This is a genomic window from Bacteroidales bacterium, from assembly GCA_014860575.1.
GTDB lineage: Bacteria > Bacteroidota > Bacteroidia > Bacteroidales > JAAYJT01 > JAAYJT01.
On sequence record JACZJK010000035.1, the window covers coordinates 75,012 to 101,962 of the forward strand.

Genomic DNA, 26,951 nt, shown 5'->3' on the forward strand with positions numbered 1-26,951 from the left:
TACTGTTCGTTTTCCAATGATGTATACTAGATGATTGCCATTTCTTGACTTTAACTTTAATTAAGTGTAACTTTGCTAAATTGCTGAAAATCTGAAAAAAATTGTAATGTTTATTGTTTTTAACAAGCCAAAGTCATTTAAAACAACTAAATTATGCAGAATAAATACATACTTAAATTCTTCTCCCGATGCACAGTATTAGTGTTCATCCTTTTATTAGGGATGCAGTCGTTCAGCCAGCGTATTGTGAGCGGAACCGTTACAGCTTCTGATACCGGAGAAACTTTGCCGGGCGTAAATGTAATTGTTAAAGGAACTTCCATTGGAACATCAACGGATATCAACGGTTCATTTCAGCTCGAAGTTATGCCTGGCGAGCAGGTACTGGTTTTTTCATTCATTGGCTACATTGATCAGGAAGTAGTTGTTGGCAACCAGCAGAATATAAATGTGGTACTTGAAATCAGTAGCACCCAACTCGAGGAATTTGTTGTGATCGGTTATGGAACGCTGCGCAAAAGCGATTTAACGGGTGCGGTTAGTTCATTGAAGGCGGAAGACATCCGGAAAATAACGGCGATTCACCCGGAAAAAGCCCTTCAGGGTAAAGTAACTGGTGTACAGGTAACAACTACTTCCGGAGCGCCCGGAGCAGGCGCTGCGGTTCGAATCAGGGGTGTGGGCACTTTTAACAATTCCGCCCCGATTTTTGTGGTGGATGGAATGATCCTCGATGATATTTCTTTTTTGAATTCCGGCGATATCGAATCAATGGAGGTTCTTAAAGATGCCTCGGCAACCGCCATTTATGGTTCGCGGGGAGCAAATGGTGTTATTCTGATCCAAACCAAGAAAGGTTCTGTTGATCAGGAAAAACCTTCTTTCAGTTTCTCCAGTGAGTATGGAATTCAAAGACTTGCAAAAAAAATTGAACTGCTCAGCGGCCGGGAGTTTGCAATCATAAGCAATGAAATCAGGCCAGGTTCGTACAATAATGTGGATATGGTTCCCAATACTGATTGGCAGGATCTGATTTTTCAAACAGCGCCGGTTCAGAACCATCAGCTTTCTATAACGGGAGCTACGAACATCTCTCAGTATTATTTTGGAATTGGATTGTTTCAACAGGATGGCATTATTCCAAAATCGAACTACCAGCGCATTACGCTTAAACTCAATAATACCTACAACCTGTCGAAATATTTCAGGTTGGGGAACAACATTACTGTAGCTCCTTATGATCAACGCAATGCCCCCAATGCAACTTATGCAGTTTACCGGGCCCAGCCTTTACTTGAGCCTTATTACAGCGACGGAAGTTTTGGGGTTGTGTACAATGTCGGGAACCCATTGGCCGATCTTGAGTATTCTAATAATTACAACAGTGGGGTTCGCGGTGTTGGCAATCTTTATGCTGAAGCAAACCCGATTGATGGGATCACACTAAAATCAAGTTTTGGCATTGACGCTACATTTAGTAAATCAAAAAGCTTTACACCGGCATATACGGTATATAATCCTGACGGGACTGCCTCCCAACAGTTCAATGAATTCAGCGATCTCTTCAAAGGGACCGGTGAAAATAGTAGTTGGTTGTGGGAGAACACGGTTTCATACGATAAGCGTATCAGCAAGCATAACATCAATGCAGTTGCCGGTTATACAATGCAGAAGACCCGCTCAGAATCTTATGGGCTCTCAGGGCAGAACTTAATTCGTGATAACCCTGATTTCTGGTACATCGCACCTCAATACATCATGGATGAAGCTAACAATATCAATATGCTGCAAAGCATCTCTAATAATGTTGATCTAAACCAGAATTACTCAATGATCTCTTACCTTTTCCGGGCTAATTATAGTTATGATAACCGGTTCATTGGTACCGTAACATTTCGCCGTGATGGTTCTTCCAAGTTCAGCCAGGAAAACCGTTATTCAAACTTTCCTTCTTTTGCCTTGGGCTGGAATATATCAAATGAGCAATTCATGCAATCATTTGGCCTCATTTCAAACCTGAAACTACGGGCAAGCTGGGGAAAGATCGGTAACGAAAAGATACAATATTTCGATCGGTATGCCAGGGTTGAATCCGGCCTTTTAGTTATTTTGTCCGATCCCGATGCCGCTTATCCTGCTGCCAGCTACTTTAGCAGCGGCAACCCCGATCTGGTATGGGAAACTACAACCCAAACCGATATTGGATTGGAAGTTGGTATGCTCAACAACCGTTTAACCGGTGAATTTGACTACTACCACCGTATAACTGACGACATTCTGATCTTACTCTCAAATCCCGGCCATGTGGGCAATGGGCAGGGTGTAAAGGTGCGTTACAATGCTGCGTCGGCATTGAACCGTGGTGTTGAGATGAATATACGCTGGCGTGAAAAAGTGGGCGACTTCACTTATAGTGTTGGTGTTCTGGGAACCAGCATTCATAATGAAGTACTCTCAATTGGAGGTGCAAGCGGAGTAGATTCTGTTTTAATTGGCGGCGGGCTGGCTAATGGACAGCAAGTTACTTTAAGCCGTGTTGGCCTGCCAATCGGAGCATTCTATGGGTATCAGACCGATGGAATTTTTCAGGACCAGGCCGAGCTGAATGCTTACCCGCACATGTCGCTTGCCGGAGTAGGTGATCTTCGTTTTGTGGATGTAAACAACGATGGCCAAATCAATGGTTTGGACAGGACTTATATTGGATCACCAATTCCGAAATATATCTATGGCTTCAATTTCGAAATCCAATACAAAACCATTGACTTCTCAGTTGATATTCATGGACAAAGCGGGAATGAGATATTCAATGGCAAAGATGTAGTGCGACCCGACCCTTATAACTTTGAGAAAACCGTCTGGGACCGCTGGACTGGACCGGGTACAAGTACAACTGAACCACAGCCTTCATTTGGCGGTTACAATTACACGCCTTCTGATCGCTTTATACAGGATGGCTCCTTTGTTCGCCTGCGAAATATCCAGCTTGGATATACATTGCCTGAATCCCTGACCAACAGGGTCGCAATGCAGCAGGTCAGAATTTATGTAAAAGGCACTAATATTTATACACAGTCTAAATACACCGGATATACACCTGAAATAGGTGGTCACGATGTGTTGTCGAACGGGATTGACACTGGAGTTTACCCGATTTCTGCCGTGTATTCTGTTGGTATTAATGTTACATTTTAAACCCCGCGATCATGAAAAAAATAGGATACATACTCGTTGCACTTAGCTTATCAGTCCTCGTGGGTTGTGAGGATTTTCTTGACATCAATCCGCAGGGAGAACTGACCCAGGAAGCATTTCCGATAAATCAGGCCGATGCGCTGCTAGCTACCAATGCAGCTTATTCAACACTTCGTAGTTGGAATTATCATTCAGGAGGTTTTCCGATCCTCGATATTATGTCGGATGATACACATAAAGGAAGTAACCCAAACGATGGTTTGAACACCGTGGGGCCTTATGATAATTTCACTCACACTCCTACACAGGACGGCCTCGACCGCTGGTGGGCCTCATTATACCAGGGCATCAAACGCGCTAACGTAGTGGTTGAAAAGGTGCCTGAGCTAGAAATGGATAACAATTTAAAGAACCGCTATATTGGCGAGGCCAGGTTTTTGCGCGGTTTGTATTATTTCGATCTTGTAAGGGCTTGGAGTGGCGTACCACTGGTAACTACTACTGTAGTGCCTCTCCAGCTTCCGCGTGCAAGCGTTCAGGAAGTATATGATCTTGTAGAGCAGGATCTTTTATTTGCTGTGAGCAACTTACCCGAAAAGAGCGGTTACAGCGCCAATGATTTGGGCCGTGCTTCAAAAGGGGCAGCCAGGGCATTGCTGGCCAGGTTCTATCTTTTTAAAGGCGATTTTGTGAACGCTGAAAAATATGCACTTGAGGTAATTCAATCAAATGAATATGACCTTGAACCGAACTTTGAAGACGCCAATGGCAAAAATGGCGAGCATGGTGTTGAGTCTGTTTTTGAGATAGGCGCTATGGAAACCGAAGGTGCAGTTGGAAATCAGTATGCCAATACACAAGGCGTTCGTGGAACACCGAACCGTGGATGGGGTTTTAACCGTCCTTCGCTCAATCTGCGCAATGCATTTGAAGAGGATGATCCGCGTTTGAAACTCACAATCATTGATCTTGGAGACGAAATTGATGGTATTTTGATACTGGGCGATGGTACAACTCCTGATGAAACCTTTGATGAGCAGGGAAATTTGGTTGAAGTAGAATGTTACAACCGCAAAGTGTGGATTCCGGGAACTTCAACCAATACCCAATTTGGCCATAACCGACGTTTGATCAGATTTTCTGATGTACTATTAATGGCCGCCGAAGCGCTGAACGAGAATGGCAAACCAGGCGAAGCATTGTTACATCTTAACGAGGTTCGTAATAGAGCGCGGCACGGCAACGGTGAAATTTTGCCTGATATCACAACAACCAATAAAGATGAACTTCGCGATCTGATCCTTTTCGAACGCAGGGTAGAACTGGCTATGGAAGGACACCGATTCTGGGATCTTGTAAGAACCGGAAAAGCACCCCAGTTGTTGGGCCCTCTTGGATACCAGCAAGGCAAACATGAACTACTTCCAATTCCGCAAAATGAGATTGACATTTCGCAGGGATCATTATCACAGAATACGAACTGGTAAGCAGTTATTAGAATCAACATAAAAACCAATTAATCATTCATTAAAAATTATCATTATGAAAAAATTTACTCTTCTTTTAGTTGCGATGCTGGCAGTGGCCGGCATATCACGTGCTCAAATGGTCGAAGACTTTGAGCATATTAATTTAAATATGATGCTTGGTGGAGCTGATGACAATAGTACCATGACGATTGTTCCAAATCCGGATCCAAGTGGTATAAACGTCAGTTCACATGTCGTGAAATTTGATCGTAGCCAGCATGGTGTGCCCTGGGGTGGATTCTGGTCATCCTTGCCCGAACCACTTGACCTGACTGTTAATAAGTATGTGCATGTGCGTGTATGGAAGCCACGGATCAGCCCACTGAGGTTTAAAATTGAAGGAGGCCCCGGCGCAAATACTGAAGTTGCCAGTATGAACCCCCAAACTCTCACTGAAGAATGGGAAGATATCGTTTTTGATTTTTCAGGCGTTACCGGCGAATGGAATGTAGTAGTCTTTATGCCCGATTTCGAAGATCCTCTGACATTAGAGGATGACATTGTGATCTATTTTGACTACATCATGGTAAATAACGACCCAACTCCCGGCAGCGCTGCTGCATATGTTGTTGAAGATTTTGATCACATCCAATTGAACCTTATGCTTGGTGGAGCCGATGACAACAGCAGTATGACGGTTGTTGGTAATCCAGATCCAACTGGTATTAACGAAAGCGGACACGTTGTGAAATATGAACGCAGTCAGCACGGCGTTCCATGGGGAGGTTTCTGGTCTGCGCTGCCAGCACCTCTTGACCTGACTGATAATAAGTTTGTTTATGTAAAAGTATGGAAACCACGTATCAGCCCTCTTAGATTTAAGGTTGAAGGTGGACCAAGTGCCAACCTGGAAATTGGCAGCATGTATCCTCAAACCCTTACAGGGGAATGGGAAGAGATTGTTTTCGATTTTTCTGAAAAAACTGGCAGCTGGAACGTAATTGCTTTTATGCCCGACTTTGAAGATCCACTCACCCTGACTGATGATATTGTTATTTATTTTGACGACATCAGGGTTGGGGGAGATCCTTTATTTACTTATGAGCCAGACAAGGCAAATCAACTGCAAGTGTATCCAAACCCTGCAAGTGATTTTATAACAATTAGAAATTCAGAAAAAATACAAACTGTTGAGATTTACGATCTGGCTGGCAGACTTATGTATTCTGCCAACACGCAGACACTTGAATCTCAGGTGGATGTTTCTGATTTGAATCAGGGTATCTACATTCTTCGAGTTACTGCCAATAACACTCCGCTCAATACTAAAATAAATATTATGCGTTTTTAAGTAATAATTCTAACTAATCATTCAATTTTAAACTAAGTAGTATGAAAAGAAAGCAGTTTTTTTTAATTCCTCTGGCAGCGTTGGCCATTACAGCAATGGTTTTCACCGCCTGTAAGAAAGATGATGATCCAAAGGATCTTACTTTGGAAACCCTAGTTGCTGGTACAATAGATCTTAATGCGGCTGTGGCGCCGACCACTGTTCCTCTGGAGCCGACCATTGTTGCTACATTCAGCACAGAAATTGATCCGGCGACAGCAATTCCTGCAAACATTACACTAACACAGAATTATGACAATACCGACATTGAACTCACAATCACCGTTGCAGGTAAAAGCATAACTGTTGTTCCTAAAACAGTACTTGGAAGCGGAACACTCTATGACCTGAAGTTTAAAGCAGGCCTTAAATCAACCGAGGATAAATTCATGACAGAAGTTTCACGTAATTTCACCACCGAAGGCACTTTTGCCCCTGCGGGTGTAATTGCTCATTGGACTTTTGAAGACAATGCCAACGATGTAGCAGGTTCATACAATCCAGCTGCCAACGGCATTGTTGACATAGCTTATGTTGCATCACGCAATGCTGCTGCAGGCAAAGCTGCAGATTTTAACGGAACCAGCAGTATCATTGAGATTCCCAATGGCGACGTATTAATTAATACAAAGGATTTTACTATATCATTCTGGGTAAAGGCCATGGATCAGGGCAAAGGGCATTTTGTTATTGGCCTGGGCGCATTCTATGGTTTGCAGTTCGAGATGTTTGGGGGTCTTGACGGAGCTAAATTTGCCATCCGCTATGAACTGGAAGATGGCACAACAGCCGGTGAAGACATGTGGTTTCCAAGCGATGCAACTTTTAATGGAAATGGTGGCTGGCAGGGATGGGACTTTGCTAAAGCAATTGCCCCTGCCGATATGATTTCAATGCTTAAAGAAAAGTGGCTGCATGTAATTTATACCTATGATGGTGATGCTAAAAAAGCAACTTTGTATTACAACGGCGAGAAAATGAAAAGTTTCGATTTCAATCTCTGGCCTGATGGCGACGCCAAGCGTGGAGTTAAAGGTATGAAATACGATGGCGCTATGCCCGATGTAAATAATGACCTTGCATTTGGGTTCATCCAGTCAAGAGCCGGATCAATGTGGGCTAACGAACCATGGGGTGGTTATACCTTCCCTGAAGCTAACCACTTCAAAGGTCAGCTCGACGATATCAGGATCTACCACAAAGTTTTAACTCCAGCGGAAATTCTGTTGATGTACAACTCAGAAAAACCGTAAGGTATGGTTTTAGTTAGGAATGTGGAGGGGCGAGCCTAGGCTCACCCCTCCTTCATTAATACTGAAAAATGGCAAACGGCTCCAGGCTAATCATCTTTCTATTTATACTTTTCTCTGCCTTATCCTGCAAAAAAGACAATGGCGACCCAACTGACCCGGGAACATTGCAATTAATAAGGGTAAGAGCGGGCAATACCACACTGTCACATACACAGAGCACTTCAAATATTCCTGTAAGCAGCATTTTTTATATTGAATTCAGCAGTGCTGTAGATACTGCATCGGCCAGAGAAAATATTGCAATTGTAAATACTGAAAGTGACCAAACAATAGGTGCCACAACTTCATTTTCAAATGAGAATAAAACGGTGATGCTAACTCCCAACAGCGCTCTTGAAAATTCTGTTACCTACAAAGTTGCAATTTCATCTGAGATAAAGGGTGCAGATAAGCAGACCTTCCCAGGAATTGAGTATCCTTTTATGACAGAGGTCGGAACGCTAACCATACAATTAGTTACACTAAATGGTGTAAACTTCAACATTGCAGCAGAAATAAAGAACATTGATTTTGATGCAATTGAATTGGTAATTACCTTTTCCGAAAGCCTTGATCTGAATAATTTTCAAAACCATTTTTCATTCTACCCCGGTTTTGGTTTCAATACAGTTCTTTCTGGTGATCACAAAACGATTACGATCACAAACAATGCAAACCTTGACTACTACTCAAAATACACATTCAATATTTCCCCGAATCTGACCGCTCTGAATGGATTTAAGTTCGCCGGCTTTTCAAAACCTTTTTACACAGGCCTTGATCCTACACCGAAATTTCCTCCTATCAGCGATGAGGATCTGCTCACGTTGGTCCAAGAACAATCATTTAAATATTTCTGGGACTTTGCTCACCCGGTTAGCGGACTGGCACGCGAGCGGAATTCATCGGGAAATACTGTAACCATTGGGGGAAGCGGTTTTGGAGTGATGGCAATTTTGGTCGGAATAGAACGTGGGTTTATTTCTCGTGTTGAAGGTGTAAACCGTCTCAATCAAATTGTAGATTTCTTAACAGCCGCCGACCGCTTCCATGGTGTTTGGCCACATTGGATGAATGGCAATACCGGGCAAACCATTGCTTTCAGCACAAAAGACAACGGCGGCGATCTGGTTGAAACCTCATTCATGGCCGCAGGCCTGTTAACAATTCGTCAGTATTTGGATCCCAATGCTTATTTTGAAGGCTTGCTCTTCAACAAGATCAATGTCTTACTCAATGAAATAGAATGGTCGTGGTACACCCGTGGCGGACAAAACGTATTGTACTGGCATTGGTCGCCAAACTATGGCTGGGATATGAACATGCAGGTGAGGGGATACAATGAAGCCCTCATTACTTATTTTATGGCCGCCACATCCTCAACTTTTCCGATTGAACCCTCAGTATATCACCAGGGTTGGGCACGTTCCGGAAATATCAACAACGGTAAAAGCTTTTATGGAATTCCTCTTCCGGTGGGCTATGACTTCGGTGGGCCACTTTTCTTTGCCCATTACTCGTTTCTTGGTCTGAACCCAACCAACCTGATTGATCAGTATGCCAACTACTGGACACAGAATGTGAACCATACACTCATCAACCGGCAGCATTGCATTGAAAATCCTTATAACCATATCGGCTATGATGCAGATTCCTGGGGTCTAACCGCAAGCGACGATCCCTGGGGTTACCTTGCACATGAACCAACTCCTGCAAGGGACAACGGTACCATTACCCCAACTGCTGCCCTGTCGTCAATGCCATACACCCCCGAAGAATCAATGCAGGCGATGCAACATTTCTATTCGATCCTTGGAGATAAATTATGGGGCGAATATGGCTTTTATGATGCCTTCAATCCGGGTCAGGGATGGTGGGCAAATTCATACCTGGCAATTGACCAGGGTCCCATCATTGTAATGATTGAAAACTACCGGACCGGCCTTTGCTGGGATCTGTTCATGTCAGCGCCTGAAGTGCAGGCTGCGATGGATAAGCTGGGGTTTTCAAATTAGTGACAATACTACGTGAAAACTAAGTGCATTGATGGTTGAAAAATCATCAATCTGCACAACTTCATTGACACAAATGGAACTGATAAGAACGCATTTGAAAAACTATTAATCCAAAGACTATGAAGAAGATATTTACTTTGTTTTTAATCGCATTATCAGTGTCTGCCTGCAACCAACCAAATCAAGTAGTGTTTAAATCGCATGGGAAAATAGATTACCCATTATCACAGGCTGATGAACTCATGCTCGATTCTATACAGAAGAAAACATTTCTCTTCTTTGTGAATGAACAGCATCCTGAATGGGGTATTGTGAAAGACCGCTCTGCTGACTGGGCGCCATCAAGCATAGCTTCCACAGGATTTGGTATTCCATGTTTCGCAATTGGAGTAGAAAGAAATTGGATTGCACGGGAAGAAGCAGCGCAAATAGTGCTCTACATGCTAAATTTCTTTTACAATTCTGAGCAGAGCACTGACGCGCTGGCAACAGGCTACAAAGGATTTTATTATCACTTCCTAACGATGGACACCGGAGAACGTGAGTGGGATTGCGAACTTTCCTCGATTGATACCGGCTTGCTGATGATGGGGATCATATTTGCGCGTAATTATTTCAATGCAGACAATAAAACTGAAAAGCAAATTCGCTCACTTGCCAGTAAACTAATTGACCGACTGGAATGGAATTTCCTGGACATGCCAGCCGAAAGCCAGCATCCCCATACGATTTCAATGGGCTGGGATCCCGAAGAAGGTTTGCATAGCTGGGGTTGGACGGGGTATAATGAAGCGCTGTTCCTATATGTGCTGGCCGCCGGTACCGGAATGGAAAATGTTGAAAGAAGCTATAATTCATGGTTATCAACATACAAATGGAATACTCCTTATGAAGGCCTTTCGCATGTTGCTTTCCCTCCATTGTTCGGTCATCAGTTTTCGCAGGCATTTATTGATTACCGCGGCCTTGTTGATTCATACATGAAAGAAAAAGGCATTGACTATTTCGAAAATTCGCGCCGTGCAACCTATGTTCAGCAACAATACGCCATTGAAAACCCACATGGCTGGGTCGGTTATGATTCGCTTTGCTGGGGTGTAACTGCAAGTGATGGACCCACAGAGATTCATAATTTCGATGACAAAGAATTTTTAGGGTATGCAGGCAGGGGAGCTGCCGGACCTGAGTACAATTATTTTGATGATGGAACCATCGCTCCTTATGCATCGCTTTCATCCTTGCCGTTTGCACCCGAAATTGTTCTTCCAACCATTCATTCCATGATTGAGAAGCACGGCGACAGCATCTGGGGCAAATACGGATTCTACGATGCTTTCAATCCAACAGCCAAATGGGTGAATGATGATTTTATCGGCATCGCCCAGGGTCCTATGCTTATCATGATTGAAAATTTCAGAACCGGCCTGGTCTGGGATTATGTGATGAAAGATCCTGTTATCCAGGATGGATTGAATAAGCTGGGCTATGAATACATGGGCAAGTAAATTTTTAAAACGATGTCCCATGAGAATATACTGCGAAGGCGCAAAGACGCGGGGAAATTTAAAGTCTTTGCGCCTTCGCGCCTTAGCGGTTTAAAACATTAGAATGATGAAGAAATTTGCACTCTCTACATTATTGTTTTTAATGACAACGGTCGGTTTGGCTCAGATCCAAACGCTTGATCAGTTTGAAAACAAATCCGGCTGGGATTTTATACAGTCCGATGGAGTTGATCTCAACCTCTCAGTAGACAAAGGATTAAGCGATAATGCACTCCGCTTTGATTATGATTTCACAAAAGGAACCGGCTACGGGGGCATCCAGAAATTGTTTCCGATTGACCTGCCCGAAAACTATGAGTTTACCTTTTATTTGAAAGCCGAATCGCCGGCAAACAATTTTGAGGTTAAATTTATTGATAGCAGCGGCGACAATGTCTGGTGGGTGAATAACCGCAATTATGATTTCCCGGAAGAATGGAAAAAAATCACAATTAAAAAAAGGCATATCGGATTTGCCTGGGGTCCCACCGATGACCGTGACTTAAAACGCATTGACCGGATTGAGTTTACAATTGCCTCTTTCGTTGGCGGCAAAGGCACAATCTGGATTGATGATCTCAAATTTAAGCCGCTTCCGCCCGAAACAGCTACTTATCCTGATCCCATTGTAACTGCCTCTTCATCGCATCGTAATCACCAACCCGCGCTTATCCTCGACGATTCAAAGGAATCTTCATGGCTGAGCCGTAAGCGTAAAAATCAGTTTGTGCATTTTGATTTTCGAACCCAGAGGGAATTTGGTGGCCTACAGATTACGTGGGAAAAGGATCTTCGCGCCAAAAGCTTTGAAATACTTGTTTTCGATGACAATCAATCCTGGGAGAAAGTTTACTCAGTCAGATCAAATCATGGAGATGTAAGCTTCATAAGAATGCCTGAAACCGAAGCCAGATATTTAAAGATTAATCTTTTAGATGGGGCTACAAAGAACAGGTTCGGGATTGCTGAAGTCAATTTTCTAGACATAAAAAGCGCTATGTCAGCCAATGATTTTCTCAGATACACTGCTCAGAATTCTACCGCAGGTGATTATCCGCGCTATTTTCTTGAGCAGGCTTCGTACTGGACTGTAACAGGCGTTAACAACGATATGAAAGAAGCCATGATCAATGAAGATGGAATGGTTGAGGTGGATAAAGCCCTGTTTTCAATTGAACCAATGATAATATCCGGTGGCAAACTCTATAACTGGAACAATGTACAATCAAACCAATCTTTGAATTATTTTGAAGATGATGGCGGGCTTGGTTTCACACCATCAGTAAGCTGGCTTTACGATGATATAAATTTTGTGACAGGGATTTCTGCCAGCGGAGAAGCCAATGTTGATTCCCGCCTGAATATTGCTTACTCATTCACCAACACTTCAGGCCAAACGAAGGATTTCGAGTTTTATTTGCTGGTACGGCCATTCCAGGTGAATCCTTATTACCAGTTTTTGAACCTCGAGGGCGGCGCTGGTAAAATTCATTCGATCCGTGGACCGGAAAAAGGTAGGGCAATTACCGTTGATAAGAAGAAACTGTTCTCTACCATAGATTATGATCATTTCGGGGCATTTGCTTTTGATGCTGGCAACGTAGTTGATTTTATCCGGAATGGCGAAATTCCTTACAGGACTTCTGCCACTGATCCGCAAGGGCTGGCAGGTGGAGTGATGAAATATATTATGAGACTGAATCCCGGCGAGCGCAAGGAATTCTTTGTAGTAGTCCCGTTTTATGATCCTGTTCCTGAGAACCACGAAATAAGCAACGAAATAATTGCAGAATATTTCAGACAATCTACCGGGTTCTGGAGAAATCGGGTGGACCACATTAAATTCAACCTGCCCGAATCGGCTGACAGGATTGTAAATGCCTATAAATCGAACCTTGCCTATATATTGATCAACCGCGATAAAGCCGGGATCCAACCCGGTTCGCGTTCGTACGAGAGAAGCTGGATACGTGATGGATCGCTTACTTCATCGGCGCTGTTAAAATCAGGAATTGTTGAAGAGGTGAAAGACTTCATCAACTGGTATGCCGATCACCAGTACGAAAGTGGCAAAGTTCCCTGTGTTGTGGATTTTCGCGGGCCCGATCCGGTTCCCGAGCACGATAGCCACGGCCAACTGATTTATCTGATCCGTGAATATTTCAACTTCACAAAGGACACAGCCTTTCTGCGATCAAAAAATGAAAACGTTTTAATGGCAGTAGAGTACATTGAATCGTTAATTGCCGAAAGATCAACCGACCATTTCAAATTCGGCAACGACAGCATCCGGGCTTATTACGGCCTGGTTCCGGAATCCATCAGTCATGAAGGCTATTCCGAAAAACCCATGCACTCCTATTGGGATAATTTTTTTATCATGAAAGGTTTAAAAGATGCGGTTGAAATCCAGAAGATTCTTGGCGAGCAAGAGCATTACGAAAGCATTGCAAAAACACGCGACACTTTCAGGGAAAACCTGTACAATTCCTTTAAATTGGCGATGAAAACCAGGAACATTGATTACCTCCCCGGTTGTGTTGAGCTTGGCGATTTTGATGCCACATCAACAACCATCGCCTTAACACCATGCAACGAACTGAATAATCTTCCCCGGCCGGAGGTTTATAATACCTTCGAAAGGTATTACAAGTATTTCAGGACCCGACGAGACGGTGAAATTGAATGGATCAATTACACCCCTTACGAGACGCGCCTGATAGGTTCTTACATCATTTTGGATCAACCGGAAAGGGCGCATGCATTAATTGATTTTTTCCTCGACGATCAGCGGCCTCAGGGTTGGCATCATTGGGCCGAAGTTGTTTGGAAAGATTACCGCATTCCGCGATTTATAGGCGATATGCCACATACCTGGGTCGGCAGCGACTTCATCAATGCCATCCGCTCAATGTTTGTTTATGAAAATGAGTACGATGAATCGCTTGTACTCGCGTCGGCGCTTTACCAGGATTGGATTGATTCACCTGAAGGAATTTCGGTTGAGAACCTTCCGACCTATTATGGTGAAATCTCATTTTCAATTAAGAAGGAAAAGTCGCGCTACCACTTCTCAATTTATGGTGATGCGAACCTTCCCGCCAATGGAATTAAAATCAGGAATTTCAACAGTTTGTTAATGCCTGAAAAAATCACCATCAATGGTATTGAGACCCATGATTTTAATGAAAGGGAGATTTCGGTAAGGGAATTTCCTGCAGAAGTAATTGTTTATTATTAACGTTTCCGCCAGCATTTTTTACTATGAACGAACAGAAAGAAGGCAGAGTAAAGCATGTTTTAGCAGAAGATAGAATCCCTTTCCCACAACTGGCAGCTTATGGTGCAGGCGGAATCATTCCCATTGCCCTCTTTAACATAGCCGGGATACTCGTTGGTTTGATGGGCAATATTAGTTTGGGGCTCAGCGCTTTCTGGCTGGGAGTTATTTTAATCATACCCCGTTTGTGGGATGCAGTTTCCGATCCCATTATCGGCCATATGTCAGACAATACCCGTACTCGCTGGGGACGTCGTCGACCATATTTGCTGATAGGCGGAATCCTGGTAGCATTCTTTTTTGTTGTAATCTGGTGGATTCCCAAAGGTGATATGGTGAGGGTTTGGTTCCCGTCAGAGGCGGGCTTCCAGGCTTTCCAACTTGTTTACATCTTGGTCGCGCTCCTGCTGTTTTATACTGCCTGCACCATTTTTGAGATCCCACACGGCGCACTTGGTATGGAGATGACCACCGACCAACATGAGCGCACCCGGCTTTTCAGTGCCAAAAGCTTTGTCGGTAATCTTTTTGCAATGAGTACACCCTGGCTCTTTGCCCTGGCAAGCCTGGAAATTTTTAGAGGACCCGGAGGCAATGAGGCTGATGGCATGCGCTATGTTTCCATACTTATCGCAGCCATCCTGATCCCACTCTCGTTCTGGTGGTTCTTTACATTGCGTGAACCAGGATTCAAACGTGTGAAGAAACAGGCGAAGACGCCTTTCTGGAAAGATGTAAAACACACCGCCAGCAACAGGAATTTTATCATGCTGACGTTAACGATCTTTACCTTGGCCATGGGATTTAATTTCGTGAACCTGCTGGGGTCGTACATTCCTATTTTTTACATTTTCGGAGGAGATAAAGTTGCAGGGGCATATTTGCTTGGAATAAATGGCACTATCTGGGCCATCACAGGGGTGCTGGCTGTATTCCCCCTTAACTGGATCAGTCCGAAACTGGGTAAACGAAAAACCCTCTCAATTGCAATTTTACTCATGTGCCTCGCGCAACTCTCCAAAATCTTCGCCTATAACCCTCAATATCCTTACCTGATTATTATTCCCACAGTTTTACTTTCAGCCGGGATGCTGTTTTTCTTTACCCTGGGTTCTTCAATGGTGGGCGATATTTGCGACGAAGATGACCTGAAAACGGGTACACGCACCGAAGGCAGTTATTATTCTATTTTCTGGTGGTTTATTAAAATGGGAACCGCTTTGGCCAGCTTTGTTGCCGGAGCGCTAATCGTATTTACAATGTTCGACGAAACCCAGGTTACCAGGGTTGACAGCCTGCAGGGGAGCATCAGGGAAATGCAGGTCAAGGTGCAGGATTGGGGAAGCGCTCAATCACTCATGGGAACCAATACTGAGCTGATTGAAAAAGCAAAAATACAGACTGCGGAAGCGTTGGCAGAATCACAAACATATGCAATTTATCTTGAGAAGGAATTGCTGAGACAGCCTGAAATGTCGGGTAAAAAAATAGCTACCTACGAAAGCCAGAAAAAAGACATGTTGGCAAACATCCTTACAGCCACCAACTCCAACATGAATGAGTTGGAACAATTACAGTCGCGTTTACAAAACATAACATTACCGGCTGATGAAGTTCTTGCCAAATCAATTACAGAAGAGGCAATCACCCTTACATTGCAAACCAGGCTTAACAAAGCAAGAATGAATTCATTTGAGCTAATGCTGCACCTTGAAGCCAGGGCAATGAAAACAAAAAAGAGCGAAGAACACTATCAGGAACTGATGGAAAACATGCTGGGCGTAAATAACCGGCTTGCCAATCTGAACACTGCATTGCCACTCGAAAAGCTTGATCAGGAGCTAAGCGTTGTTGAAGACGAAATTGTAGAACTCACACAGCAATCGCCATATACCTTGTTTATGATGCGCGCGGTAGAAATAGGGCTGCCATTGCTGTTGAGTATCTTTTCTGTTTTCTTTTTACTGCGTTACTCGCTAACTGAAAAACGATCCAGCGAAATTAAGGCACTTCTCAAGCAAAGAAACAAGGAAAGACGGGATGAGGAGGACAATGCCAATGGAACAATTATGGCTTAAATTGAAAATCTTTGAAAATGAATTTTAGTATTAAGGAAAATAACTTTTACCTGGATAATAAAAAGGTCTTTCTCAATTCAGGTGAGATCCATTATTTCAGGGTTAAGCGTGAGTTATGGAACACTCACCTTGAAGCAGCAAAAGAAGCCGGGCTCGCAGCGGTAAGTTCTTACGTGCCCTGGGCCTGGCATGAGCCTGATGAGGGCGTATTTGATTTTGATGGAACCACATTGCCTGAACGCGATCTCAAAGGCTGGCTGAAATTATGCAAGGATTTTGGTCTGACCTGCATTTTGAAACCCGGCCCTTATATACTTGCCGAATTCCGCGGCGCCGGTCTTCCATATTGGTTCCTGAACAAATATGGAGAAGCGTTGAGAATGCATAACAGCAGGGGAGAAGCAGTTCCGAGCGATGGTGTAAGCCTGTTCCACCCTGGATATATCGAAAGTGTTACCCATTGGTATAATCATATTATGCCTTTTATTCGGGAGCATGAAATCTCAAATGGCGGGCCGGTGATCATGATGCAGATTTGCAATGAAATTGGTTTGTTCTCATGGCTCGCACATCAGGCTGATTACAGTGAGGATATCAGGCAGCGGTTTATAAAATACCTTGAAAGCAGGTTTGCCAACATTGAAAAAGTGAATTCATTGTGGGGAACCAATTTCAATGATTTTGAGCATATTGCTTTACCACCCGATGGCAAACTTCCGTACGAATCAAAAGGAGATCGCAGCCGTGATTACGAATGGCATTCCTTCTGGCGCATGTATTACGCTGAATACCTCAAAATGCTTGCGCAGATGGCCAGGGTACATGGCGTTACGGTTCCTTTTTATCACAACCTGCCGGGCTGGATTTACGGGCATGGATATGAGTTTCCGGTGAATATTACAATGTATGAGGAATTGTACAGGGAAAAGAGCGATATCATTTTCGGGGTTGATCATATTCCTGAGTTCATGTCGCACTGCAACATGCACGACGACCGGATTATTAATGATATAACCATTGCAATGCAGGGAAACAAACCATTGTTTGCTGCGGAATTTCAGAGCGGTTCACGCGAATACCATGTGGTTACGAACCCACGTGAAATGGAACTTTTTTACAAAGCCAGCATTGCCAATGGACTGACCGGCTGGAATTACTACATGTTCTCACAGGGGCGCAACCCGGAGAAAATGGGCTACTCAGGCGATACATTTTATTGGTTCACACCATTGACTGCCGAAGGGGAGCGTACAAGCGCGTTTTCATTGGTTCAGCGAATGAGCAAACTCATCAAAACAAATGAAAGCCTCATTCTCGAAGCAAAACGTCAATCCGAAATATGTGTGTTGTTCTACCCTCCCTATTATGCTACAGAACTGGAAAGGCCTGAAGAAGGAGCATCCGGACTAAAGTTTTCTTATTCTGCCATTCGCAGGCCTGCATATTTTGATGGTTTGCTGAAAGCACTGCAGGTTCTGAATGTAGATTATGACATGCTTGACCTGACGAAAACTACTGCTGCTGAGTTAAATAAATACAAACAGGTTTGGGCATTTTGCACCGATGAAATGAATTCAGGGGATCAGCAAACCATGATTAACTATGTTGCCGCAGGTGGAAATTTGGTAATCTTCCCGAACCTGCCCAACCGGGAAATGTCACAAAAACCCTGCGCAATTATCCGGGATGCATTGTCAGTTAAACCCTTAGGAGTCGAAACCATTGATTCGCCTCTTATTGATGTTTTTAGTTTAAGCGATATCAAATGTGCGAACCCGCAAATCGTTTATCCCGAAGAAACATTTACGTCTGATGAAGTAATTGCCCGAACACTGAAGGGCAGTGTTTGCGGTTTTTCAAAATCGCATAAAAAAGGCAGGATAATTCATCTGGGAACATGGATTGGGTTCGACACCGAAGGACACAAACCGATTTACGAAGCTTTACTGGAAACATCGGGAGCAAGACTTCGGAAAGCATCGTCAGACAACGATTTCATAACGGTAAGGCAACGATTTACCGATGAAAATTCCGCGATGCTGTTTGTCGGAAATTATTATAATGAAGAGCAAACCGGAACAGTAACCTATACGCATCCAGGCAGCCATGAAACTATAACGATACCGTTTTCAGGCAAAGCAACTTTGTGGCCGGCTTTATATGCTGTTCTGACCCCAATATGCATGCAAATGGGAGAAGGACTGACGATACTTCACAGCACATCCGGTATCCTGGCGATTGAAACAAAGGAATCTATAACTGAAATCACAGTTTTCGGAGATCGCGACCTGGCAGGGGAAATCGTTTTTGAAGGCGAGAATTTGGCTCAGATCAATTCGATTACCATTGACGATGAACCGGTTAAAATGCTAAGCAGTGGGAAGCGGATTGTAGTTAATTATCCGCACAAGCACAGAGAAGAATTTGTCATCCGTCTTAATTTTTAACCGCTAAGGCGCAAAGACGTAAAGAAAAGGCTATTTCATAAAAATCCATACGCCTTCGCGCCTTAGCGGTTTAATCTCTTTTCAACTATGAACATTATAAACCAATCAGGGCTCACCGTTAAATTCCTTGGAAATGGCTCAATCAAAAGTTTTGAAGCAGATCCCATCAGGATCAGCCTTAAAGAAACAACGCCTTTTTCAAAACCGGGAGCCAATATCTACCTTAGAAAAAGGTCAAAACCCATTGAGTTCATAGCCCTCCTCGGACCCGAAAGCAATAGTCGGTTTAAAGTTTCCGGCGAGACTTTGATTGCCGGCGGCATCTGGCAGGGTATTGAATATCTTTGCTCACTCCGGCTTTCGCCGAAAAGTCTGAGCTGGCAGTTCATGATCGAAATCAACAACAAATCTGATGAAGAGGTCGAGCTTGATTTAATTTATGTGCAGGACATTGGATTGAAACCAATCAATTCAGGGCTGATCAATGAATATTATGTAAGCCAATACCTCGAAAGACGAATCCTTGAAGATCAAACCTTTGGCTCAGTAATATGTTGCCGCCAGAATATGAAAGAAGCCATTGGCAATCCTTGGTTCATGATGGCTTGCGAAAATGGCGCTGTTGCAGGAAGCACGGATGGCATGCAGTTTTATGGCAAAACTTACCGGGAAACCGGGATTCCTGAAGGTTTGATTATAGAAAGGCTGGGGGGCGAGTATGCCGGTGAATCATCTGTTGTTGTTTTGCAGGGAAAACCCTTCAAACTTGCTATAGGAGAAAATTTTAAGAGTGTTTTTTTTGCTACTTATTTGCACGATCACCCAAAGGCTTCATCAGAAGACGATCTGGGCCGCTTAGCCACCCTGAAATCGGAATTTGATATTAAGAATCCTTCCGGTAGTCCTGGCGAATGGTTAGCACCGGAAAAAAACATCTTCAATACTTCCGCTTTTTTCCCTGTTGAAGATTTAAATGATGTCGAACTGAACCAGTTTTTTGGCAACGAACGGCGACATCCTGAAAAAGTGGATGGCCGCTTATTGTCGTTTTTCAGCAAAGAGAACAGGCATATTGTACTCAGGGCAAAAGAGTTGCTTGCCGACCGGCCTCATGGCCATATCATGCAGGCCAAAGCCGGACTGGTACCTGATGAAAACATCGTATCCACCACTGCTTTTATGTTTGGTGTTTTCAATTCGCATCTTACACAGGGAAATACAAATTTCAATACACTGCTATCCATTTGCACGAGCCAGTTTAATCTTTCGCCAGAATCAGGCCAACGGATTTTTGTTGAAATAAATGACACACTCTATTTGCTTGGAGTTCCCTCCGCGTTTGAAATTGGCTTGAACCATTGCCGCTGGATTTATAAGCATGGCAAGTACTGCTTCCAGGTTCGAACCTGGACATCTAAATCAGCCCCACAGGTGAATATGGATGTCAAGGTTCTCAGGGGTGATGATGTGAGATTTATAATTACGCATGATTTTGATGGTTTGAACGGCTGGAAAGCTTTTACCGGAAACAACAATGGCGAATATATTTTCAGGCCAAAGCCAGATAGCATGATAGCCGGAAAATTTCCAGAAGCACAATTCCGGATAAGGGTTCAAAGCGAGAATGCTGAATTTTCGGCGAACGATAATGAAGTCTTTTACGGTAATGACAAGAGCTTATCTGATTCAAAGTACGTGCTGGATGTCAGGACAACTTCTGCGTTTTGTATGAGTTTTCTTGCTGAAGTAGGTTGCGAAGCCGAAATGATTCAGTTTGAAAACGCCGATGAACAGTGGCTCTCCGATTGCATTGATGCCGGTTTTGCATGGCAGGGCTTAAGTTTGAACCTATCTCTTGAAAGTCAACAGAAAGATGTTTTAGCTATTCGTGAAATCTTACCCTGGTATGGCATGAACGCTTTGACCCATTTTCTGACCCCATACGGCCTCGAACAGTTCAGCGGCGCTGCCTGGGGAACACGCGATGTTGCCCAGGGGCCGGTTGAGTTGTTGCTGTGCCTGCAAAAATATGATGAAGCCAGGCAAGTTTTGCGCATTATCTTCTCGAACCAAAACCCTGATGGCGGCTGGCCGCAATGGTGGATGTTCGATAGCTATCACAACATCAGGGCGCATGATTCCAACGGCGATGTGGTTTACTGGTGCATCATAGCGCTTGCTAATTATGTCAAAGTTACCGGCGATACACGCATCCTTGACGAAGTACTCCCTTATTATCATCAAAACGGAATTAATGCTGCTGAAAAAACTTCACTCAGCGAGCACATGAACAGGCTGATCAATATGATTACCGGATCATTTATCCCGGGCACCGCGCTTGTGCCCTTTGGTGGCGGCGACTGGAATGATTCTTTACAACCTGTTAGTGAGCAACTCGCTCAACGCATGATCTCAAGCTGGACGGTAGAAATGAACTACCAGGCTTTTAAGGATTATCAGCAGGTATTTATAAGAACCGGACAGACTGAAAAAGCCGGCGAACTGGCTCAGATTAGCGAAAGGATCAAATCTGATTTTAACAAATATCTTGTAAAAGATGGCGTGGTAGCAGGATATGGACTGGTGGAAAAAAATGGCAACATCAGTGTTTTGCTTCACCCGACTGATACCACAACCGGAATCCAATACAGTATTTTACCCATGGAACGTGGCATACTCAGTGAAATCTTTACCAAAGAACAGGCCTTGCATCACCAGGATTTAATTGAAAAGCACCTGAAAGGCCCCGATGGCGCCCGCCTCATGGATCGCCCACTCAAATATAAAGGAGGCATTCGAACAATTTTTCAAAGAGCTGAAAGCAGTACTTTCTTTGGCCGCGAAATTGGCCTTATGTATATGCATGAACATATCCGTTATGCAGAGTCATTGGCCCGCACGGGCAATGCCGATGCGTTTGTGAAAGCGCTTCGGCAGGCAATCTCGGTGGCTTACAGGGATATTGTGGATTGTGGTGATATCCGCCAGGCAAATTGTTATTACAGCAGTTCAGATGTTGCTTTCAAAAGCAGGTATGAAGCTGATGAGCTTTATGATAAGATTGCGGCTGGCAACATCACAGTCAGAGGTGGCTGGCGGGTGTATTCAAGTGGGCCGGGTATTTATATCGGGCTGATAATTTCAAAATTACTGGGCCTACGGATTGAATCTGATTATGTGATCCTTGACCCGGTTATGCCGTTTGCGTTTAGCGGGCTAAATGTTTCAATGAAATTTCTGAGCCATGACGTAAGGTTCAGATATAGAATAGAAGAAAACAACCACAGCCCGAAAACTGTTTTCATCAATATGCATCCTGTTGAGTTCACAAAAGAAGCAAATCCATACAGGAATGGTGGTGTGATGATCCGCAAGGAAGCGTTTATCAAGATGTTGCATCAGGCATCAAACGAAATTGAAATTATCTTATAACGATCATTGAGCCTTTGATTGATGCCGGTGAAAGCTTCAAATCTAAATGATAACAAAATTCTGACATGAAAGAAATTTGAGATGAAGATAAAATTAATATTGACAGCGCTGCTTTTAGCTCTCATGATCTTATCCTTTTCTCAGAAGAAGGAACCTGTGGCCGGTTCCGAAATGGATGCATTGATAAATGAACTTATGCAGCGCATGACCATGGAAGAAAAGATCGGGCAACTCAATCTGCTGCCTGGTTATGAAGATATAGTCACTGGAGAGGCGACTTCGTCAGAAATAGGAAAAAAAATACTGGAGGGCAAAGTAGGCGCTGTATTCAATCTGCGAACCTTAGGAAAAATACGTGAGATGCAACGCATTGCGGTTGAAGAAAGCAGAAATAAAATCCCGCTTATGTTTGGCCTGGATGTCATTCATGGTTACCGTACGGTTTTCCCTATTCCACTGGGACTGGCTGCAAGTTTTGACATGGATCTGATTGAGCGAAGCGCAAGTATAGCGGCTAGTGAGGCAACTGCCGACGGCTTATGCTGGAATTTTTCTCCAATGGTTGATCTTACCCGTGATCCCCGCTGGGGTCGCATCGCCGAAGGTTTTGGTGAAGACCCTTACCTCGGTTCCCGCTTCGCAGAAGCATTCGTAAGAGGTTATCAGGGGGATGATCTTTCGAAAAATAACACAATGATGGCTTGTGTAAAGCATATGGCTTTGTATGGCGCTGCTGAGAGTGGCCTTGACTACAACACCACCGATATGAGCCGCTTGCGTATGTTCAATGAGTATTTTCCACCTTATCTGGCTGGAATCAGGGCTGGCGCCGGAAGCGTAATGACCTCCTTCAATGAGGTTGATGGAATTCCTGCATCAGGAAATCGTTGGCTGCTGACTGAAGTTTTGCGCGATAATTGGGGTTTTGACGGTTTCGTGGTAACCGATTATACTGCCGTTAATGAAATGATGATGCATGGCGTCGGCGATCTTCAAACTGTTTCGGCAATGGCTTTAAAAGCAGGAGTGGATCTGGATATGGTTGGTGAAGGCTTCTTAACAACACTCGGAAAATCATTGGAAGAAAAAAGGATTACGCCTTATCAGATTGATCAGGCATGCCGCAGAATACTGGAAGCCAAATATAAACTCGGATTATTCCACGATCCATACAGGTATTGTTACGAAGAGCGCTCAGAAACTGAAATTTTCACCGAAGAAAATAATCGCATTGCCAGGGAACTGGCTGCACAAACCTTTGTTTTGCTCAAAAATGAAGGACAAATATTGCCGCTTAAACCCCAGGGAAAAATAGCACTGATAGGGCCACTGGCTGATAGTCGCATGAATATGGCAGGCACGTGGAGTGTGGCCGTTGATCATAATCAATCAATAACAGTTCTGGAAGGATTCAGAGATGCGGTGGGCAACATGGCAAATGTTTATTATGCCAAAGGTGCCAATATTACCGACGACCCAAAACTTGACCAAAGGTCAGCAGTGCGGCGAATGCCAACGATTGATACAATAAGAACTCCTGAACAATTAAGGGATGAAGCTGTAGCGCTTGCAGCAGAATGCGACGTTGTTTTAGCGGTGATGGGTGAATCAGCTGAAATGAGCGGCGAAAGCAGCAGCCGTACTGATTTGCAGCTTCCCGGCAGCCAGCGCGAACTGCTCAAAGCTTTAATGAATACGGGTAAACCTTTAGTATTGGTTGTGTTCGCAGGCCGCCCATTAATTCTGGATTGGGAAAAGGAAATTATTCCTGCGATCCTGAATGTATGGTTTGGAGGAACCCAAAGCGGAAATGCTATTGCAGATGTTGTTTTTGGCAAAGTCAATCCCTCTGCCAAACTACCTGTAACTTTTCCACGAAGTGTAGGACAAATCCCAATATATTACAATCATAAAAACACCGGACGCCCTCTGGATGATGATGAGTGGTTTAAAAAGTTCCGGACCAATTATCTTGATATTCCCAATGAACCTTTATGGCCTTTTGGTTATGGCCTGAGCTATACAAATTTTGATTACGGGAAAGTTGTACTCGACAAAACAGAGTTTAGCGAAGGACAAGAGCTGAAGGCGAGCATTAATGTCAGAAATAGCGGTAGTTACGATGGTGCCGAAGTGGTGCAGCTTTATATACGAGATATGGTTGGTAGCATCACCCGTCCGGTGAAAGAACTGAAAGGATTTCAAAAAGTGCACCTGAAAGCAGGCGAACAAAAAACAATAACTTTTACTGTTCAGACAGAAGACCTGGCTTTCTATCACGATGACATGAGTTTTTTTGCTGAAAAAGGAGAATTCATTCTAATGATTGGCAGTAATTCAAGCGATACGCAAGCAATAGGCTTTTCTTATAAATGATTAGTATTTACGGCAGGTTTTTTACATTTGTCTTTTCAATACACTTGATGACCCGTTTTTCCAGCTTCCATTAGCTAACAGGATTTAAGTATTCGAAATTGAACATTAATACTGAATTACATGAATCAGAAAGAACCAGTCAGTTTTCACCCACCTGCGATTAATCATGCCCGGGTGATCGGCCTTTCAGTTGTTGCAGCCTTGGGTGGCTTTCTTTTCGGTTTCGACAGCGGGGTAATCAATGGTACAGTAGGTGCGCTGCAACAAGCCTTTAATTCCGATGCAGTTGGCACAGGCTTTAATATTGCTTCTATGCTATTGGGTTGTGCAGCAGGCGCTTTTTTTGCCGGAACACTGGCCGATAAAATTGGCCGTAAATACACCCTGCTGATAGCTGCTGTTGCTTTCATTGTCAGCGCCTGGGGTTCAGGGATTGCAGATGGTTCAACAGAATTTGTTATTTTTCGTGTGCTTGGAGGACTTGCCGTGGGCGCTGCCAGTATTATTGCTCCAGCCTATATTGGAGAAATAGCTCCCTCACATATTCGGGGCAGATTGATTTCGCTTCAGCAACTTGCCATTGTGCTAGGTTTGTTCATGGCTTTTTTCTCCAATTACAATATTGCCAATGCTGCAGGTGGCGCATCCGGAGCGTTTTGGTGGGGATTCAATGCCTGGCAGTGGATGTTCTGGATTGAAATTATTCCTGCATCACTTTTCTTCATCTTTTTATTCTTCATACCCGAATCACCCCGCTACCTTGTTGCTGCAGGTAAAGATGAAAAAGCCAGGAAAATAATTGCCAGCCTCACTGATGAGGAAACAGCAAGGATGCAGGTTGAAGAAATAAAGCTCACAGTTTTTCGCGAACGCAAGCCAAGACTTTCAGATATTATCAATCCGGCCAGTGGAAAGATCCATCCCATTGTGTGGATAGGAATTGCCCTTGCCGCTTTGCAGCAGTTTACCGGTATCAATGTTGTGTTTTATTATGGTTCAGTATTATGGCAAGCCGCTGGCTTTACTGAAGCCGACGCCTTGCTGACCAATGTAATCAGTGGTTCGGTAAACGTGTTTTTCACTTTTGTGGCGATTGCTTTGGTTGACAAAGTTGGCCGCAAACCATTGTTGCTTGTAGGTGCGTTAGGACAAGCCGTGACCCTCGGAATTTTAGGTTTGATTTTCGCTTTCGGCGCAAAGGATGCTTCAGGCGGACTTGAATTAACCGGCAAAAGTGGTGTGATTGCGCTGGTGGTGGCTAACCTTTATATTGCTTTCTTCGCAACCACATGGGGGCCGGTAATGTGGGTGATGCTCGGCGAAATGTTCCCTAATAAATTCAGGGGAGCAGCACTTGCTGTTGCTGGTTTGGCCCAATGGGGCTCCAACTTCCTGATTACAATTTCTTTCCCGATCCTTCTTACATCCATCGGGCTTGGAATTTCGTATGGCATTTACGCCGCTTTTGGCTTGCTGGCATTTTGGGTCGTAAAGCGTTATGTTACGGAAACCAAGGGCCGAACGCTTGAGGAAATATCTATGGATGAAGCCGGTTAACTTTACAATTCAAAAACTTTAATCAACCTCAGAAAAATGAAGACCTGGATTTCGATATTATTGAGTAGCTCAATAATAATTGTCCTTTTAACTGTACTATTCAATTATCCGGTTAAGGCTCAAATTGCCAGAAATTTTGAACCGAGGGTCTATCACAACAATATCGACAGCTTGCCATACCGGATTATGTTTCCTGAAAATTTTGACCCGTTACTGAAATACCCCCTGATCCTGTTTTTGCATGGTGCAGGTGAACGCGGAAACAACAATGAAAGCCAGTTAATACACGGTGGCAGGTTTTTCGCTTCCGATACCAACAGGCAAAATTATCCCTCAATTGTAGTTTTTCCGCAATGTCCTGCTGATAGTTATTGGGCCAATGTCAATTTTTCTTTCGATCCTGAAGGCAAGCGTTCTTTTAGTTTCGATCCGTCTGGCGAACCAACGTTGCCGTTGCAACTCGTTATGCAGTTGCTTGACTCTATGCTGAACCAGAGCTGGGTAGATAAAGATCGGTTTTATCTGGGCGGACTTTCCATGGGCGGAATGGGCACCTTCGAGTTGCTGTACCGCAAACCCGAAGTTTTTGCAGCAGCCTTTCCAATTTGTGGCGGAGGAAACCCGGATCTGATCAACGAAAAAGTAAAATCAGTTGAAATATGGGCTTTCCACGGCCAGGATGATCCGGTAGTTCTGCCTGAACTTTCCGTAAAAATGATAGCGGCAGTCGAAAAAGCCGGTAGCAAAACCAAACTGACCCTTTATCCCGATGTCGGACATAACGCCTGGGATCATGTTTTCCTGGAACCGGAATTACTTCCCTGGCTTTTCTCGGTTCGCAGGTAGCTGACCAAAGCTCAAAGCTCAAAATCCAAA

Annotated in this window: 13 protein-coding genes; all 13 read left to right on the forward strand. The window is 43.9% G+C overall.

Annotated elements, in window-relative coordinates; all coding sequences use genetic code 11:
- The first annotated feature begins 153 nt into the window (after positions 1–153).
- The 13 genes from IH597_09640 to IH597_09700 all read left to right on the forward strand — a co-directional run bounded on the left by IH597_09640 (position 154) and on the right by IH597_09700 (position 26,921).
- The gene (locus IH597_09640) at positions 154–3,195 is read left to right on the forward strand and encodes a TonB-dependent receptor (GenBank protein ID MBE0662719.1); all 3,042 of its coding nucleotides are present in this window, start codon (positions 154–156) and stop codon (positions 3,193–3,195) included.
- An 11-nt stretch (positions 3,196–3,206) separates the two neighbouring features.
- Positions 3,207–4,682, forward strand: coding sequence for a RagB/SusD family nutrient uptake outer membrane protein (locus tag IH597_09645; protein ID MBE0662720.1), 1,476 nt, complete (start codon positions 3,207–3,209; stop codon positions 4,680–4,682).
- 55 nt (positions 4,683–4,737) lie between these two features.
- Complete coding sequence (locus tag IH597_09650) at positions 4,738–6,015, forward strand: T9SS type A sorting domain-containing protein (GenBank protein MBE0662721.1); 1,278 nt, start codon at positions 4,738–4,740, stop codon at positions 6,013–6,015.
- 41 nt (positions 6,016–6,056) lie between these two features.
- On the forward strand, positions 6,057–7,307 hold the full coding sequence (locus tag IH597_09655; protein MBE0662722.1) for an Ig-like domain-containing protein: 1,251 nt from the start codon (positions 6,057–6,059) through the stop codon (positions 7,305–7,307).
- Between the two features lie 68 nt (positions 7,308–7,375).
- Positions 7,376–9,361, forward strand: a complete 1,986-nt coding sequence (locus IH597_09660) for an Ig-like domain-containing protein (GenBank protein ID MBE0662723.1) — start codon at positions 7,376–7,378, stop codon at positions 9,359–9,361.
- Positions 9,362–9,480: 119 nt separating this feature from the next.
- Positions 9,481–10,866: a Tat pathway signal protein gene (locus tag IH597_09665; GenBank protein ID MBE0662724.1), complete on the forward strand. Its 1,386-nt coding sequence runs from the start codon at positions 9,481–9,483 to the stop codon at positions 10,864–10,866.
- 103 nt (positions 10,867–10,969) lie between these two features.
- Positions 10,970–14,146 (forward strand): discoidin domain-containing protein, encoded by a 3,177-nt coding sequence (locus IH597_09670; GenBank protein MBE0662725.1) that lies wholly within the window; start codon positions 10,970–10,972, stop codon positions 14,144–14,146.
- 23 nt (positions 14,147–14,169) lie between these two features.
- Positions 14,170–16,263, forward strand: coding sequence for an MFS transporter (locus IH597_09675; protein MBE0662726.1), 2,094 nt, complete (start codon positions 14,170–14,172; stop codon positions 16,261–16,263).
- Positions 16,264–16,280: 17 nt separating this feature from the next.
- The gene (locus IH597_09680) at positions 16,281–18,710 is read left to right on the forward strand and encodes a beta-galactosidase (GenBank protein MBE0662727.1); all 2,430 of its coding nucleotides are present in this window, start codon (positions 16,281–16,283) and stop codon (positions 18,708–18,710) included.
- Positions 18,711–18,797: 87 nt separating this feature from the next.
- Positions 18,798–22,142: a hypothetical protein gene (locus IH597_09685; protein MBE0662728.1), complete on the forward strand. Its 3,345-nt coding sequence runs from the start codon at positions 18,798–18,800 to the stop codon at positions 22,140–22,142.
- 81 nt (positions 22,143–22,223) lie between these two features.
- Positions 22,224–24,518: a beta-glucosidase BglX gene (gene bglX / locus IH597_09690; GenBank protein ID MBE0662729.1), complete on the forward strand. Its 2,295-nt coding sequence runs from the start codon at positions 22,224–22,226 to the stop codon at positions 24,516–24,518.
- A gap of 120 nt (positions 24,519–24,638) precedes the next feature.
- The gene (locus IH597_09695) at positions 24,639–26,075 is read left to right on the forward strand and encodes a sugar porter family MFS transporter (GenBank protein MBE0662730.1); all 1,437 of its coding nucleotides are present in this window, start codon (positions 24,639–24,641) and stop codon (positions 26,073–26,075) included.
- Positions 26,076–26,111: 36 nt separating this feature from the next.
- On the forward strand, positions 26,112–26,921 hold the full coding sequence (locus IH597_09700) for a dienelactone hydrolase family protein (protein ID MBE0662731.1): 810 nt from the start codon (positions 26,112–26,114) through the stop codon (positions 26,919–26,921).
- Positions 26,922–26,951: the final 30 nt, after the last annotated feature.